16 protein-coding genes are annotated in these 15,076 nt (G+C 49.7%); 8 read left to right on the forward strand and 8 right to left on the reverse strand.

Translation table 11 applies throughout. From position 1 onward, the window contains the following. Positions 1-580 precede the first annotated feature (580 nt). Positions 581-823, forward strand: a complete 243-nt coding sequence (locus tag DXY35_RS12375) for a hypothetical protein (protein ID WP_137006704.1) — start codon at positions 581-583, stop codon at positions 821-823. 38 nt (positions 824-861) lie between these two features. On the opposite strand, the gene fldA is transcribed toward DXY35_RS12375, so the two are convergent. After that, positions 862-1,377: a flavodoxin FldA gene (gene fldA, locus DXY35_RS03540; protein ID WP_115081125.1), complete on the reverse strand. Its 516-nt coding sequence runs from the start codon at positions 1,375-1,377 to the stop codon at positions 862-864. Between the two features lie 1,987 nt (positions 1,378-3,364). Here fldA and DXY35_RS12605 point away from each other — a divergent pair. The 6 genes from DXY35_RS12605 (at position 3,365) to DXY35_RS03565 (ending at position 8,367) form a co-directional block, all read left to right on the forward strand. Next, a complete protein-coding gene (locus tag DXY35_RS12605; protein WP_170950498.1) occupies positions 3,365-3,580 on the forward strand; it encodes a hypothetical protein in 216 nt (71 codons plus the stop codon). An 876-nt stretch (positions 3,581-4,456) separates the two neighbouring features. After that, positions 4,457-4,657, forward strand: coding sequence for a 50S ribosomal protein L33 (gene rpmG, locus DXY35_RS03545; RefSeq protein WP_115081127.1), 201 nt, complete (start codon positions 4,457-4,459; stop codon positions 4,655-4,657). Positions 4,658-5,638: 981 nt separating this feature from the next. Continuing rightward, entirely contained in the window at positions 5,639-5,818 is a 180-nt protein-coding gene (locus DXY35_RS12380) for a hypothetical protein (RefSeq protein WP_137006705.1), read from the forward strand. Between the two features lie 33 nt (positions 5,819-5,851). Next, positions 5,852-6,028, forward strand: a complete 177-nt coding sequence (locus tag DXY35_RS12610; protein WP_170950501.1) for a hypothetical protein — start codon at positions 5,852-5,854, stop codon at positions 6,026-6,028. Positions 6,029-6,059: 31 nt separating this feature from the next. Then, complete coding sequence (locus tag DXY35_RS03555) at positions 6,060-6,758, forward strand: histidine phosphatase family protein (RefSeq protein ID WP_115081130.1); 699 nt, start codon at positions 6,060-6,062, stop codon at positions 6,756-6,758. A gap of 571 nt (positions 6,759-7,329) precedes the next feature. Continuing rightward, positions 7,330-8,367 (forward strand): chlorophyll a/b binding light-harvesting protein, encoded by a 1,038-nt coding sequence (locus DXY35_RS03565; RefSeq protein WP_115081134.1) that lies wholly within the window; start codon positions 7,330-7,332, stop codon positions 8,365-8,367. Positions 8,368-8,554: 187 nt separating this feature from the next. Here DXY35_RS03565 and DXY35_RS03570 read toward each other — a convergent pair whose 3' ends face one another. The 3 genes from DXY35_RS03570 to DXY35_RS03580 form a co-directional block, all read right to left on the reverse strand. Then, positions 8,555-10,102 (reverse strand): iron uptake porin, encoded by a 1,548-nt coding sequence (locus DXY35_RS03570; protein WP_115081136.1) that lies wholly within the window; start codon positions 10,100-10,102, stop codon positions 8,555-8,557. A 240-nt stretch (positions 10,103-10,342) separates the two neighbouring features. Continuing rightward, positions 10,343-11,824 (reverse strand): iron uptake porin, encoded by a 1,482-nt coding sequence (locus DXY35_RS03575; protein WP_115081138.1) that lies wholly within the window; start codon positions 11,822-11,824, stop codon positions 10,343-10,345. Between the two features lie 388 nt (positions 11,825-12,212). After that, complete coding sequence (locus DXY35_RS03580) at positions 12,213-12,788, reverse strand: helix-turn-helix domain-containing protein (protein WP_115081140.1); 576 nt, start codon at positions 12,786-12,788, stop codon at positions 12,213-12,215. A gap of 681 nt (positions 12,789-13,469) precedes the next feature. Between DXY35_RS03580 and DXY35_RS03585 the strand changes: the two genes are divergently transcribed. Then, the gene (locus DXY35_RS03585; RefSeq protein WP_115081142.1) at positions 13,470-13,640 is read left to right on the forward strand and encodes a conjugal transfer protein TrbI; all 171 of its coding nucleotides are present in this window, start codon (positions 13,470-13,472) and stop codon (positions 13,638-13,640) included. A 2-nt stretch (positions 13,641-13,642) separates the two neighbouring features. Here the strand turns inward: DXY35_RS03585 and DXY35_RS03590 are convergent, their stop codons facing one another. The 4 genes from DXY35_RS03590 to DXY35_RS03605 form a co-directional block, all read right to left on the reverse strand. Then, positions 13,643-13,927 carry a hypothetical protein gene (locus DXY35_RS03590; protein ID WP_115081144.1) on the reverse strand — a complete coding sequence of 95 codons (285 nt, stop codon included), beginning with the start codon at positions 13,925-13,927 and terminating at the stop codon, positions 13,643-13,645. After that, positions 13,924-14,145, reverse strand: coding sequence for a DUF3721 domain-containing protein (locus DXY35_RS03595; protein ID WP_115081145.1), 222 nt, complete (start codon positions 14,143-14,145; stop codon positions 13,924-13,926). Before DXY35_RS03595 ends, DXY35_RS03590 begins: the two co-directional genes overlap by 4 nt. A gap of 4 nt (positions 14,146-14,149) precedes the next feature. Further along, complete coding sequence (locus tag DXY35_RS03600) at positions 14,150-14,407, reverse strand: hypothetical protein (RefSeq protein WP_115081147.1); 258 nt, start codon at positions 14,405-14,407, stop codon at positions 14,150-14,152. A gap of 256 nt (positions 14,408-14,663) precedes the next feature. Continuing rightward, a partial coding sequence (locus DXY35_RS03605) for a GTP-binding protein (RefSeq protein WP_137006706.1) occupies positions 14,664-15,076 on the reverse strand: 413 nt, incomplete at its 5' end.

Consider the following 15,076-nt stretch of genomic DNA (forward strand, 5'->3'; position numbering starts at 1 on the left):
TTCGTGCTGCCAATCATTGGCATAGTGCTGGCGTTAAGTCATATCATCTACGGGACTAGTCCTCAGGGTCAAAGCTGAGGTATGCACAAATAAGCATCTTTGGTGAAGTTGGTGAGACTCATTTGATCACTACCTCTACATCATCTGATTGGTACTCAACTCACAGCAGAGGTAATAATATTTTTGGAAGTTCTGCCGTTAGGGCTTTCCATCCAATGGCCTATCCACAGTCATTGGGGCGCTGAACAGTAACTGGCTTCTCTTCTTCAGTGAGAAGCCAGTACAGCGTTGTCTGATTATTGACTCCACCACATCGAAACATAGGCAACGATCATTTGGCTACTGCCATTGCCTCATCACGACATAACAGCATCCATACAAAAAGCCATACTTGTTGCGGAGCCTCGGAACCTCCCTCCAATGGAGTGATGACCATTGGGCGCTGATAACACCACTGGCTCCCTCTTTGACGATGCAGGGAGTCAGATCAGCGTTATTTGACTGCTGATGTGATGAGCCTAAAGTCACCTAGTCATCCTTCTTTTGCAAAGAGTATTTTGTCTACAAAACCCAAGAGGTTATGAAGCGTTCATTGAAGATGATATTTATTTTCTCTCTCTACACACTTATGTGTAGCGGAGTTCTTGCTATTGCCATTCGCGAATCCACAAGACAGCCAATTGGCCTATTAGTGGTAAGCATGGCATTGACCCCAGCCCTTGTTGCTATTTTTGGCGGTTTACCTGTTAATTTTTTAGAGGAGAAATTTAAAATGAAGCTTGGTAATAATTCAAGCGCGCGAGAGGAAGTCAATAGAAGCTGACTAAGCTTCAAAATATCATATATTGCGCTCTCAGGCTTTTATATAATCGCCTCCTTCATGATTAGCCTGGACCAAGACTGAAGTCGCTCATCGGTTTTTTCGGATTCATTATCTTCATCTAATGGGAGGCCACAGAACATACCGTCCACAACACTTTTGGAATCATCAAAGATATATTGCTCAACTGATACATGGCCGATCATACGGCCTCCAGCAGATTCAAATGATTTATAAAGCTCTTCCATTGCATCACAAAAGTACTTGCTGAATGCCGCAGAATCACCTAAACCCACAATCGCAATCGGCTTGCCTATTAGAGATAAATGAGGAATATTTTCAATATGCTCATCCCATGATGTGCCGGATCTCTTCGATTCAGAACCCGTATTCCACGTTGGAGTACAGCAAACAAGTGCTTCAGACTCTTCCAGCTCTTTCGTAAAGTCTATTCTATCAAGATCTTTTAATTCCGATCCAGGAAGGAGCACTTTTAACCTTTCCGCAATGTCTTCTGTGTGACCAGTTGCAGACGCATAAACAATGGTAAATCGCATAAAACCAAGAGATTTAATACATAATAGATATCAGCCTTACGCTCCTTGTTCTTATGTGACACATGGAGGTCACCAAGAGCACTGATGCATCTCATTTATGCATCTATACTAAGTTAAACCACCAATAATATACAGCAGACTTGACGCAAGCCGAGTTAATAGAATCCGACTATTGTATTTGCTTGGTCAAATACATTCATCCAGATTATTTAATGCAAAATACTAATGTTGAACGATTTACTTTGTAAAAAAGATGCCGCCCCTCCCACGTGGAAGAGACGGCCTAGTTCGCCCATGCAGGGCTAGTCGAAGCCGTCCAGCTTCAAGTCGCTACACCCACAACGACCGTTGCAATAGAAACGACGATCCCTCCCCACTTCACCCATTCCGTCCCGTGATCGTGAGTGTTGGCGAAGAGGAGAGCGCCAAGCTGAATTACAACAAGCTTTTCGAACATGACAGAAGAGCCGATGGCGCTCTTTTGTAACATCAGGAACGTGTTTGTGCGGTTACAGAAGCTCTCAAATCAAGTATCGCTTGTTACTTTTAGCTCTCCTGTTCGGCCTTTGCTTAGAGCGCAGGATCTAATGCCCATAGAGGAAGGCCGCCCCTCCCGGTGGAGAGACGGCCTAGCTCGCTCGTTTGTGCATGGTTCAACCCATCACTGCTGAGTAGAAAGAAAGGGTCGAAGCTTCTGGCTAGAGGCGCCCTGGGGCCATTTGCTCTAGGTGTTGGGTCGTTTTCTCCGAGGGCACCTGAGACGGTGAAAATGGAGCATCGAATGGCGTGACGTATCTGATGTGTACCTAACCAAACGACCAACCCAGGTCATTTTTGAGACTGTTGGAGCAGGGGCCAGAAAGTCAGCCTGCTTCTTGGATCTGCTCGGTTGGACCGTCGTCTCTCATGAACGCCTCCGATCTCGATGCATTCAGTGTTGTACCTAGAGGGCACAAAGTCATCGGCATTAAGGCGCATTGCCCTATTGATGGCATCTACGCGAATGTTGGGATGGCTTGCCGTAACGGGTAACTGCAAGCGTTGGGAACTGGCAGGAAGCACTGGCTCCTCTTTTTCAGGGGAGGAGGCGGTTCAGAGTTATGGCTTACCACAACATTGGTGCGCCTCATTTAGTCACTGCCACTGGCTCATCTGAACTGACTGAACCCCCAGCAGGAGTGAAAGTGTCTGCGGAAGTTCAGTCGCATGGATCTTCCATCCAATGGAGGGGCGATTTCCATTGGACGCTGTGTGTGTCTACGCTTATCCAGTCCGGCGTTGACATAGCAAGTGACGGCCTGACTCCTCTCCTCAACCGGGGAGTCAGCACAGCGTTTTCAGTCGTTGAAACATTTCAGCGAATCTATTGGACGTCGCTGTCGCACAATTGGAACGGCACTCAATACCTTCCGAGAAGATAGTTTGACGGGAACGAAGCACAGCCTCCATCCAATGGAGTAATGACCATTGGGCGCTGATAACACCACTAGCTCTCCTCTACACCCTAAGGGGGGAGTCAGATCGGCTTTCTCTGAGTAATGGTAAGCAACATCTCCAGCCCGTGTCCGTATCGTCTCCTTAGCCTCAATGGGGTTGTGGCGCATCATCAGCTGCAGCTAAGACCACGGTGATCTAGGACTCCGTCTCATTTGGTCGCTGCCATAGCCTCATCTGACAAAGAGCAGCCACCGACAGCACCGATCGTGTTTTTGGGAGTTCCGTTGCTGGGCACTTCCATCCAATGGTTTCTCCAATGGCCATTGGGCGCTGAAAACCGTACTGACTCTCCCTTTCGCAACCGGGGGAGTCAGTTCAGCGTTTTGACTTCCCAAAACATTGTGACGACTCATTTGGCAAGTGCTGTCGCTTCATCTGTATCGCGGTATGCACCCGACGCGGTGATTCTGTCTTAGGAGTCCATAAGACCTCCATCCCATGGTTTTTGTAGGGACCATTGGGCGCTGTCCAGAAAAGCTGACTCCCTTTCTTGGCGGACGGGGAGTCAGTTCAGCGTTTAACGGGTGACTTGACCTCGCAAAACAAAACCACTGAGATGCTTGAAGTAGTTGCTGCGATTGTTGTCACAGCAGGTCTGGTTGCCGGAAACCTTCTGCTGTTTTCGCCTTTGCGGATAGACAACAGGATTAAAGCTCCAGCCCAGGAAGATCAACCAGTGAACACAACTCGTCCAGTATTTTGGTGAACAACTGTGCATGTTTACGCGGCTCATAGGATCCCAGCTATCTGTTCTTAAGAACAAGCAGTAGCCATGGTCGGTGAAATTGTCATATTGGAGGACCTCCACCATCCAATGGAGTGATGACCATTGGGCGCTGAGTGTCAGCTGACTCCTTTGCTCAACCGGGGGGGTGGGGGGGCGGGGGGCCGCAAAAACGTGAACCGCGACTAGTCAGCGAGCAAACGGCTGATTTTTCATTTGAAAGAAAGGGAGTCAGTTCAGCATTTGGCTCCCATCCACCTTTCAAAGACTCATTTGATTCACCAGTCAGCATCATCTAGAGCAGCAACATGCATATACCCATTCATAGTGATCATGGATGTTCCGTCGCAGGAAACCTCCAACCAATGGTGGGGGCAATCACCATTGGGCGCTGATAACACCACTGACTCCCTTCTGACGATGCGGGGAGTCAGATCAGCGTAATTTCATTCCAAAAATACCAAAGCTAATTTGACGAGCTTACTTAGATCACCTGGAGTGCAAATGAAATGGATTGAAGCTAGTCCAAGAAATCCACGCGCGACATCTGCTTGAAGGGTTGTATTCAGGCCCAATTCAAGCTGGTCACACCACTGACTCCTCCCCAACGAGTAGACAGCGGGAGAGACCAAAGGCTCAGAGAAGAAGAAAACCTGTTATCGATTCATTTGACAGATGAGATTAGATAGTTTGTACTCGAACTCCAAGAAAAACCAGACAATATGCATTTGAAGGTTCTCGCGAGGCACCTTCATCCGATGACTGATCCGGGTCATCGCGCTGGGGTTACAACTGGCTCCTCTACTCAACCAGGGGAGTCAGTCCAGTTGCTTACTCCCAGAAATACACTGAATTATTATGGCCAAAAGCAAAGGCGTTCGCATCATTGTTACACTCGAATGCACCGAATGCAGAACAGCAAATGCTGCTGAAAAACGCAGTCCTGGAGTCTCTCGCTATACAACAACTAAAAACCGAAGAAACAATCCTGAAAGGCTCGAACTGATGAAATTCTGCCCACAACTCAACAGGATGACTCTTCATCGCGAAATAAAATAGAAGAAAAGTATAATACTTGCAAAGCGGCACACACCAAATAATCTCGCCTCAAATAAACTTTGGTTATCATTTTTTTTCAAAGCATGGGCGAGTGCCTGCCTTGAGCAATTCATTTTTGAGAAAAAACCAACAGCGATAACCGCATACAGACCAACGCATGAAACACATTACTGTGTCATCACTGATCAACACTAATTAATCAATACAAACATCGATCAGTAGAATTTAGGACACAGCCTGACTCAGCAGCAGCTAATTTACGCAAAGCAGCGATCTATTCTTGACTAACATTGAAGCCTTCGCACACATCATTGACCTCGCCAACAGAACGACTGACACGGCCACTTATGAATATTTAATGAGAGAAGCGCAGGAAATCATGCTCGACAAAAAAACGGAAGATATAGATTATTGTGATTTTAGACAATTGGTAGAAGAGCGGCTCACGAATCAGACACTCAAAACAAAAGAGCAAGGCTGCACATAATTGCAGAATGGCTAGCACCAATTATCATCATTTTAGCAGCAAATGAACAAGGATAAAATATTAGAATCACACTGATTGATAGACTAAAAAATAATGTTTAGAAAATACTTACATCAGGAAATCAAGGTGGCGTAATACTTACAGGTCGATCTCTTCCGTATAATTACAAACTTCAGACCTTTTAAAAATAGCATCACTTACACGAGAGTGCATCATTTCAAACCTAGCACTACGACATGTGAGCGACATGGTCCTATTCACAACGCGAAAATTTGGTTGGACAGTTAACTTCAGACGGAGCTGTTCAAACAATGATTCTGATCATGTCAGTCTCATTGGTCGCCATCTGGCTCTTCTTCCCTTCAGGTTGAGGAGCCAAGGTGGCGTTTTAACCAAACCAGAACAATTGATTGGTCTTATCTTTGACTATCAATAACTGGCGTTGATGTTTTCTACTTCTCACCATCAACACAATGTCAAAAAAAACAGCCCGGTTGTCAAAACTTGACGTATCGGTATTAGAAGCACAGATGCGCTGCGGGTCGGAATGGCCGATAGGCCTTGTTGATGCAATTGCAGAAGCCCATCGAACCACAATTGAAAATGTCATTGAGCGTCAACATGCTTTGAGTTCAGAGGACACACAAGAACATCAACTAAAAATTTATTTTTGAGATAACTTTAGACTGCCTATGTCCCTATCAAAATTGAAAAGTTACGGAAGCAAAATCACACTCTACTGCAACAATGAACAGCTCGGTTCTGCTTCTATACAAAGCTTTGGCGAAAAACGAATGGGCATGAGCAAACTTAAAGAAAAAATGGCAGCCAAAGCAGCGCCTTCAACTCCCAAACAAGGAAGAACAAAACCCTGGCTTTACTGAAAGCAAAGTAAGCACTTCAACCACCAATCTCATGACTAAAATTTTTATTCCATTGTTCACTGCATTGCTTTTGAGTGCATGCGGACACAACAGTGAATCTGGTGTCTCCTCTAATGAGGATGAGGCTAAAACCATAGCGGATCAAAATATCAACACACCAAGCATTGGTCTGAGTTCAGAACCGAGTATTGGGAAATCAGTATTGCTGGCTTCACTCAAGGATGGAGGATATGTCATTTATTTTCGTCATGCAACGACGGTGAAGGATTATGCAGACCAAGCTGATCCTCTGATGAGCCTTAATGATTGCAGTTCACAGCGAAAGCTGAGCACTCAGGGCATCAAAGAATCTTACGAGATTGGCATGGCATTTGCTGCAAAGGAGATCCCAGTCGGTGAAATTATTGTTAGTGAGTATTGCCGGTCCTGGAAAACAGCAAACCTTGCATTTGGAGAATGGACCCAAAAAGATTCCCGTTTAAACTTTTTACCTTATGAGGATTACACCAAAAGTCATGTTGAACTGATGAAAAAGAATGTCATGCCTTTATTAACGCGTCAACCTCTAGCAGGAACCAACAAAGTCATTATCGGACATGATGATCCTTTTGAAGCCGTGACAGGAATCTATCCTGAACCGCAAGGAGTCGCATACATCCTTCAGCCCGATGGGGGAAAAAGCTTCAAGATCATCGATAGTGTGTTGCCGTCTGAGTGGGCAACACTCTGAGCAAGACTGCCACTCTGATCCTTGATCATTTGACTTGAAAGATGTTCAGGATCTAACACTCGATTGATGCGTTGCCAACATTCAAGACATCGCAGAGCAGGATAATTACCGTGTCGACCTTGGACGGGTTTCGGCAAATTCAAAGCGATCTATCTCTCGTAGGCAATTCCGGGAGGTAGATTTTTTTTCAATAGATCTTTAATAAACAAAACATGTGTGGCTGAAGCATGGTTTGCACGAGGCTGCAAATCATGCAGACCCAAGTACAATACAGAGAGTACTTCATTCTTTGCGCGGGTATATTTGATACAACTTCTGCCATCAATTGGCTGCAATCAGACGTCAGATTAACTCTCTTGTCGAGGCAAAATAATTTCATTGGGCAGTTCAAAGAATTCAATCCAGAAGATCAAATGATCCATATCAATTGATCAATAGACCAAAGACAAAGCACTCAAATCAAATGACTCTTTGACCGGTTAAATATGACTTACCCCTGCAAAGCTATGTAAAAGCAGATTTATTCGACAGACAGCACTCATTATGTTTTTTATGCCGCATCTTTTTGAAAATGCAGTCTTACGGAAGTTCATCAGTCAGTTATGACTGGTGGGCTGGAAATGCAGGAGTCGCGAAGCGCAGCGGTTCTTTCATTGCAGCCCACGCTGCCCATGCAGGTTTAATCATGTTTTGGGCAGGTGCATTCACCTTGTTTGAGTTGGCCCGTTATGACGGAACACTGCCAATGGGAGAACAAGGGCTGATTTTGATTCCACATCTCGCCGGCCTTGGCTTCGGCGTAGGGGAAAGCTCTGTAATCGTTGACCAACAACCCCTCATCGCGATCGCAGCATTCCATCTGGTTTCATCTGCTGTTCTTGGAGCAGCTGGAATCTGGCATACACTTCGAGCGCCCAAGGACCTTTCAGAGGCTGAAGGCCGCGCCCAAAAGTTTCACTTTGAATGGAGTGATAGCAAAAAGCTCACGTTCATCTTGGGGCATCACCTGATTTTTCTCGGCCTCGGAGCCATTGCCTTCGTTGAATGGGCAAAGCGCCATGGAATTTACGACAGCGCTATCGGAGCTGTTCGACAGGTTGAACCAAATATTGACCTCGGCATGGTGTGGGGTTATCAGGCTAATTTTCTCTCCATCAGTAGTCTTGAAGACGTGATGGGTGGCCATGCTGTTTTGGCCTTCATTCTCACGATTGGGGGTGTTTGGCATATCATCTCCAGCCCTTTCGGACCCTTCAAAAAGGTCTTGATCTACAACGGCGAATCGATCCTGTCTTACTCGCTTGCTGGTGTAGCTCTGATGGGATTTGTGACCGCAATTTGGTGTGCTCAAAATACAACAATTTACCCCGTTGAGTTGTATGGCGATCCATTGAAATTGAACTTCGCCTTCTCTCCCTACTTCAGCGACACAACTGCTCTTGAGGGGGGTGCCCACTCAGCCCGAGCGTGGCTGGCCAATACGCACTTCTACCTTGCATTCTTTTTCCTGCAAGGACACTTCTGGCATGCCTTGCGCGGTATGGGCTTTAACTTCAAGCGCGTTTCTGAAGCGCTTGACAACATGGGAAATTCCAAGGTCAGTGCCTGATTGATCTGCCTTTTTTGATGTACCCCTCATCTCATTGAGATGGGGGGTTTCTTTATTTGTTTCGCCATTCAGGCAAATATCCACCACAGCAGCCCCACGCATGAAAACGGTGAGAGGGCGCAGATCAACAAACCGATGGCAGGAGTCAGCCTCAGTTGACCTCAAATCAAGCGCAAGAACCCTCGGCTCAGAACACAAATGTCGTTTTGATCAGGCCGCCCAGTTGCTGAAAGGTTGAACCATTCGGGGTGAGCTCACCCATCGGTCGCGACAGATAGAACAGCGCCGGGGTCACGCTGATGTTGTCGGTCATTTGGAACTGATACCACCACTCCCAGATGAACTGGCCATCGGCAGCCGTGTCGCCACCACGCAGATCAGTCGCAAAAACAGGCTGGCCCACAGCCATTCCGGCGTTGTTCCCTGCCATCAACACATCGCTCCATTCCAGTCCAGCCCTCCAGGACTGACTGGTGCTCACCTGGCCCTTGCGCTGGGTGTCGGATTGATTGATGCCCCAACCGAGCGACAGCGAAGGAAGCCAACCGCTCTCCAACGGCTGCCAGAAACCATCGAGGGCATAGGCGTGGGTAACGCCCCGATCACTAAAGCGATCACTGGCGAAGGGCGTGGCGTACACGATCAGGTCTTGACCGTTCTGAACCTTGGAATACAGGGCAGCAACACCCCAGTTCTCACCCTCCCAACCCAGCTGCAGGGTGCCGGTGCCTCCCGCATCGTCGGTGGCGAAACCACCGGAACGGGTGTCGCTTGATGCACCATTGGCCGCCACATAGTTGGCCGACGCGCGAGCTCCACTTTCCGCTGCCCAGCTGATGCCCACGCCCGCACCTTTGTTTTTGTTGTAAGCCCCCGGAGCTCCATTCACCGTGAGCACATCGAGAATCGGATCACTGGGATAGACGCTCGGCCAGATCGCGAGCATGTCCTCCTGGCCAACAATCGGGCCGGTGGTGATGGTGATCTCATCTCCCAACGGGAAGGAATAGAAGAGTTTGTCGATCGCCACCAGATTGGGGCGATCACCCTCCTGAAAAGCAGTTTCCAAGGTGGCCAGCCCCGACGGCCCGCCACTGCCGAAGATGTTGCCGTCACCGTCGAAGTTGCCGCCACGCAACACCGTGGTCAATTGATCCTTGCCGGTGAAGGAGGTCGCCAACCCCAGCTGAAGGTCGTAATTGAATACCGTTCCGCCGAACTCGGAATTACTGTCCGAACGCAGCCGGGATGCGGACCCTTTGAAGCGGCTGGCTCCGAACACCCAGGAGGCTTGTCCTTTGAGTTTGGTGGTGGTGGAGAACTGGGTGGCTTCCAGTTCGCCAACGCGGGCCTCGAGGCCGTCAACGCGACCCTTGAGGATGGCCAGCTCAGTTTCGAATTCCTTGAGCAGACGACGAAGCTCGTCGGTCACTTCAGTGATCCGGTCGAGGCAAGCGTTCAGCAGGGCAGCCGCTTCGTAGCGGGTCATGGCCCGGTTGCCACGGAAAGTGCCGTTGGGGTAGCCGGCGACGCAGCCGTAGGTCTCCACCAGGTTGGCCAGAGCCTGATAGGCCCAGTCGGTGGGGTAGACGTCGGAGAATTGGGTGACGCTGGTGAGCTGCTCAAGGCTGTTGCTAATAGCAGTAGCCGCGTAATCAGAAACGCCGTTGATGTTCAGCTCGGTGGCATTGGCGCCGGTGGCCAGAAGGCCAAGGGCAGCAGGAGCAACCAGCAGTTGCTGAAAAGCTTCATTTTAGATTCTCACAGCAAGAGAAAAAGTGCCGGCAAGACATGCCAGCGGCTCCACGCTATTGGCGCGAGATCACCACGTCGGTAACAGCAACCCAAGGGTTGTTTATGTATCGGTTAAGACCATTCTTTCCTCGCTGGAGCCCAATAAAAAAGCTCTCCACCGGGGCGGAGAGCTGAAGAATCTTAAGAGGACGAGACCCCAGAAGGGGCCTCAAACCAAGGATCAGAACTTGAACTGGGTCTTGATAAGACCGCTGAGGGCGTTCATGCCATCGGAGTCCTGGGAAGGGAAGGGCTTCGCCAGATAGGTAATGGCAGGAGTCACGCTGATGTTGTCGGTGACCTGGAACTTGTAGAAGAATTCCCAGGCGTAGCCAGCACCATCACCATCGGTATCGAAGGTGGGTTGACCCACAGCCATACCCAGGGAGTTGCCTGCGATGAAGGCGTCAGACCACTCGAGGCCCACATACCAGGATGCGCTTTCCTCATCATCGCCAGGAGCGTCGGCGTAGGTCATGCCCACACCGGTGCTGACGGAAGGAATCCAGCCGGACTCTTCAGGCATCCACCAGGCGCTCAGACCCCAGGAGTTGGTCTGACCACCAAGCCCTGAGATGTAGATACCGTCAGGGTTGGCATTGCCGACGTAGAGCTTTTCAGAGTTACCAGAAGCCTTGGTGTAGGCAGCAGCGATACCCCAGTTCTCAGGCGCATAAGCGATCTGAGTGGTGGCACTGAAGTCGGCGCCGTTGGTGCCGATGCCACCGGTGTTGGGGTTGCTGTCGTTGCCGTTGATCGACAGGTAGCTGGTGGAGATGGTGAGGTCATCAGACTTCCAGTACACACCAGCACCAGCGCCGAGGGCCAGGTTGTAAGCACCTGGGGCACCGGCGTAGGTGAAGAAGTCGTAGGTCATGGCAGCGGGATAAGCGCTAGGCCAGACGGGCAGCATGTCGTCCATACGGACGCGAGGGCCGCCAACCACGGTGAAGTCGTCACCAACAGGGAAGCTGTAGTACAGGCGGGCAATCTTGACGGTGTTGCCGGAATCGAAGCCGTACTCCTGAGAGAACAGACCGCCGTAGACGTTGCTCATGTTGCCTGAACGCAGGCGGGTGTAGAGCAGGTCCTTACCGGTGAAGGAGGTCTCCAGGTTCAGCGCCAGGTTGTAGCTGAAGGAAGTGCCACCGTTCTCGGCTTCAAAAGCATCACTGCCTTCGCCGTGAGCCTTAACTGCACCGAAAACCCAGTCAGCCTTGGCTTTCAGCTTGGTGGTGGTGGAGAACTGGGTTGCTTCCAGTTCGCCCACGCGGGCCTCGAGGCCGTCAACGCGACCCTTGAGGATGGCCAGCTCGGTTTCGAATTCCTTGAGCAGACGACGCAGCTCGTCGGTCACTTCAGTGATCCGGTCGAGGCAAGCGTTCAGCAGGGCAGCCGCTTCGTAGCGGGTCATGGCCCGGTTGCCACGGAAAGTGCCGTTGGGGTAGCCGGCGACGCAGCCGTAGGTCTCCACCAGGTTGGCCAGAGCCTGATAGGCCCAGTCGGTGGGGTAGACGTCGGAGAATTGGGTGACGCTGGTGACCTGATCAGCGGAAGCCGCGTAATCAGAAACGCCGTTGATGTTCAGCTCGGCGGCATTGGCGCCGGAGGCCAGAAGGCCAAGGGCGGCAGGAGCCACCAGCAGTTGCTGGAAAAGCTTCATTGAATTCCTCACACAGGAAGGCCCGAGTTGGGCAAACATATATTGCTGCTCTGCTGTGTCGCCTGCTACTCGTTTACTTCAATTGAGAGTAGCTTTCTATACATCCCAGGGTTTATTTGATACGGGTATTGCCTTTTTCCTCAATGGAAGCAAGCGCTCTTATGCTTTTGGTATGCCTTGACTCGGACCAGATGACTCGCGATATTGTGCCTTTTGTCACTCCCCGTGTCTAGATCCATTTCCGCTAGAGACGGTATTGTTGAACGAAACGTTTTTTAGGGTCTTGGCCGAGTCTTCCGAAAACCGACTTGCACAATATAAGAAAAAGGGTTGCAAGAAATCCAAGTGCTCCAAGTGGAAGGGTGGTACATGTCGTTGCGGGCGTTAGTTAATCCACAGGTAAAATAATCTGTTCCTTTAGTTCATCAATATAAATTTGTTGGGACTTCCTAAGACTGCCAATCGTTCTTGATACGGTTGATCTCGTAGATCCAATTATTTCAGCAATGCGTGCATGAGGGAGTGTGTGCTCGAGCAGTAGCCCTTCTGGTGTTCTTTTACCTAGTCTGGTTATCAGTAATCTAAAAAATTTCATTAGTCTGTTTTCTAGATTTGTCTCGTTCCTCACTATATGCAGTTGAATGATCCATTCCATAATTGCATCGCTTGTGTCGGATCCTTTTTTGCCTATTGATTCAACTACGTAAGTTGTGTCTGTTATGGCTTCTATTGTGATTTCTAGGTCTTCTGGGTAATGGAATTTGAAAGCATCTGCTCTGCATGCAAAAGCTAAAGTTATGTCTTTTGTATTGTTCGATTGGTTGCCCGCAATCCTTATAACTCCACTCTTTACTGTTATTTCTATATTTTCTCCAGCTTGAGGCTTTTCCAGGTTGAATGTTTCGTACGAATTTAAGGATATGGGCCTCCCTCTGTTTTTTCGATGCTGGTGCTCAGTGTTCATTGATGTACTGGCTTGTGCTTTTTGCTACACTGGGTTGTGCTTAATTTTCATAATTGAATACTTTTGCTATTTATGAGTTGGTATACCAAGATCTCGTGCGTATTTGATGTCCCTTATAGCACGATGTAGCTTTTTGGTTTTGTCTCTCCTTGTGATATTTGCTTTCTTCGAGGTAAGATATAACACATTGCGCCGCCGCGATAAAGAAGTTGTCTCTGTTAATGCCCGACCCAAAGTGTTTCTTCGGGCTTGGTATTCTGGAGTGACTCCATGTGCTCCTCTGTTAGGGCCTGTGCCTCCTTGTCGTGACCTGTGAGTGAAAGGTGGGACGCCCTTTGATAGCACCATGCATTTATTTCGCGAAGCGTCTTGCTTCTCAGTTGACTATTTTTGTTCATTTGCTTTGAGTTGCTGCTCTAGTTATTTTTCTGCTCCCTGATTGCTTTGCGGCGGATTTAGTTGCTTTCGCTTGTGCTATTTAGTCTGTTGCGCTGTGATTGTTGGCCTTTTCTTGTGACTCCTGTTTTTGTTGTTGTTGCTGGAAGTGGCTCTTTGCTTGTCGATCGCCCAGTAATGTGAGAATCATTGTCAATTTTTCTACATGAATTGTGTGTGGAAATGGTGTGTTTCTTCTGTGGTCATCTTTTTTAGGCCTATACAACAGTTGGTTGATTTGTTGTGATGGCTCCTGCTACTCCCTGTGCCTGTTCGCGTTGCACCTGTGAGGTGGAGGCGTCCCAGGTTGTTGTTCGCGATGGTCAGAGTTTCTGTTCAGAGGCCTGTGCCACCGGCCATCCCAACCACGAGCCTTGCCATGGCAGTGGATCCTGCGGCTGCACTTGCGCTGATTGATCTCAACTCCCTTTTGTGCGCGCTGGCCTGAGCAGCATCGTCAGCCCAGACACGGTTACAACAATTGTGAGAGTTCCCAGTAGGATTGGGTACACGGGCTGAAGATTGAGCCAGCCGAACTGTCCTGTGTGCAGCTTGAGCAGCCAGAAGGCATCAATGTTCTGCTCCAGCAGCAGGCTGTAGAGGGAGCCGGTTCCTGCGGTGATTAGCAGTGGTGCTGCGGCGATCGGCACCAGCCAGCGATGGACGCGCCGCGCTTGTCGGCTCGTTGTTCTGGAGGCTTTCATTGCTTGCGCAGCTGTTGGTGGAGTTCCCGTTCATCCGTGCAAGGCATCCAGCTTCCGTTGTTCTCGTGAACGCTGCTGCAACCGATTTCAGCTGCCCGCTGCCGGGCTTCGGCTTCGGTGCCATAGAGCCCCTTTCCGTGGGCCATCCCTGGCGTTGTGTTCACCAACAGGGCCAAAACCCCGAAGCTGAGAGCCAATAACTGTTGGATGGCGTTCATCGGTTTAGAAGCCTTCGCAGTGTTCAACGGCCTTGAGGTAATTCATCTTGCCGGCAGCTGTGCCTCCCTTTGGATTGATGCCGACCCGCATGGCGATCTGTGCGTCGATGCAGCGGTTGTAGCGATGGGTTTTGACGGCTTGTGGAATCAGCAGAACCGTGATGCTGAGCAGGCTAAGACTGCTAACACCCGCAAGCACCGGGTAGGCGTGGGCTCGCACCATCTCGCGAGCTGTGAGCTTTTGCTGGTTGTGGTCGACCATGTGTCGCTTGTGTGTAGTTCGATCGTATGGACAGCCTTGCGCGTCGATTGGCCTTGAGCAACGTTGTTGATTTGGCGATGCAGCAGAAGAACGGGGACGTTTTGGTCAGCTCGCTCCGTTATCTCGACCTGATAACAAAACAATGGCTGCTCTGGGTGTGGTGCAAAAGCGATTCCGTTGTCACGCCCTACGAGAACCAGCGTCAAGACGGAACAACCACAACTCGAGTTACGGCGAGGGTTCGGTGTCCTTTGATTCAATGCGCCACACAGGCTTGTAGTTGTTCCCGCAGTTTGACGTGGTCGATTTCGCGGCCGATCAGCACCAATTGATTTTTGCGCTCACCGGTCCAGTCGGTGTCGTCGATGGAGAAGCGTTTGCCTGCCAGATGGAACACATGGCGGCGTTCGCTTTCGTTGAACCACAAGACTCCCTTGGCCCGAAACACCTCCTGGGGCATCTGGTTGTCGAGGAAGTTCTGGAACTTGCGCAATGCGAAGGGCCCATCACTCTTGAATGACAGGGAGGTGAATCCCTCGATGTCCTGATGGTCACCGTGCTCATGGCTGTGGTGATGGTGTCCGTGGTCATGGCTGCGACCGTCGTCGGCGGTAGAACTCACCTTGTCGGATTCGAATAGTCCAACGCTGAGCAGCAGGGGTAGAGGGA

This window comes from Synechococcus sp. N32, assembly GCF_900473895.1.
Lineage (GTDB): Bacteria > Cyanobacteriota > Cyanobacteriia > PCC-6307 > Cyanobiaceae > Parasynechococcus.

Excerpts from the sequence above, each read along its gene's own strand:
- DXY35_RS03555 (WP_115081130.1), top strand. The coding sequence starts at position 6,060 with ATGACTAAAATTTTTATTCCATTGTTCACTGCATTGCTTTTGAGTGCA.
- DXY35_RS03595 (WP_115081145.1), bottom strand. The coding sequence starts at position 14,145 with ATGAACGCCATCCAACAGTTATTGGCTCTCAGCTTCGGGGTTTTGGCC.
- DXY35_RS03575 (WP_115081138.1), bottom strand. The coding sequence starts at position 11,824 with ATGAAGCTTTTCCAGCAACTGCTGGTGGCTCCTGCCGCCCTTGGCCTT.
- DXY35_RS03590 (WP_115081144.1), bottom strand. The coding sequence starts at position 13,927 with ATGAAAGCCTCCAGAACAACGAGCCGACAAGCGCGGCGCGTCCATCGC.
- DXY35_RS03600 (WP_115081147.1), bottom strand. The coding sequence starts at position 14,407 with ATGGTCGACCACAACCAGCAAAAGCTCACAGCTCGCGAGATGGTGCGA.
- DXY35_RS12375 (WP_137006704.1), top strand. The coding sequence starts at position 581 with ATGAAGCGTTCATTGAAGATGATATTTATTTTCTCTCTCTACACACTT.
- fldA (WP_115081125.1), bottom strand. The coding sequence starts at position 1,377 with ATGCGATTTACCATTGTTTATGCGTCTGCAACTGGTCACACAGAAGAC.
- DXY35_RS03585 (WP_115081142.1), top strand. The coding sequence starts at position 13,470 with ATGGCTCCTGCTACTCCCTGTGCCTGTTCGCGTTGCACCTGTGAGGTG.
- DXY35_RS03565 (WP_115081134.1), top strand. The coding sequence starts at position 7,330 with ATGCAGTCTTACGGAAGTTCATCAGTCAGTTATGACTGGTGGGCTGGA.
- rpmG (WP_115081127.1), top strand. The coding sequence starts at position 4,457 with ATGGCCAAAAGCAAAGGCGTTCGCATCATTGTTACACTCGAATGCACC.
- DXY35_RS03580 (WP_115081140.1), bottom strand. The coding sequence starts at position 12,788 with ATGAACACTGAGCACCAGCATCGAAAAAACAGAGGGAGGCCCATATCC.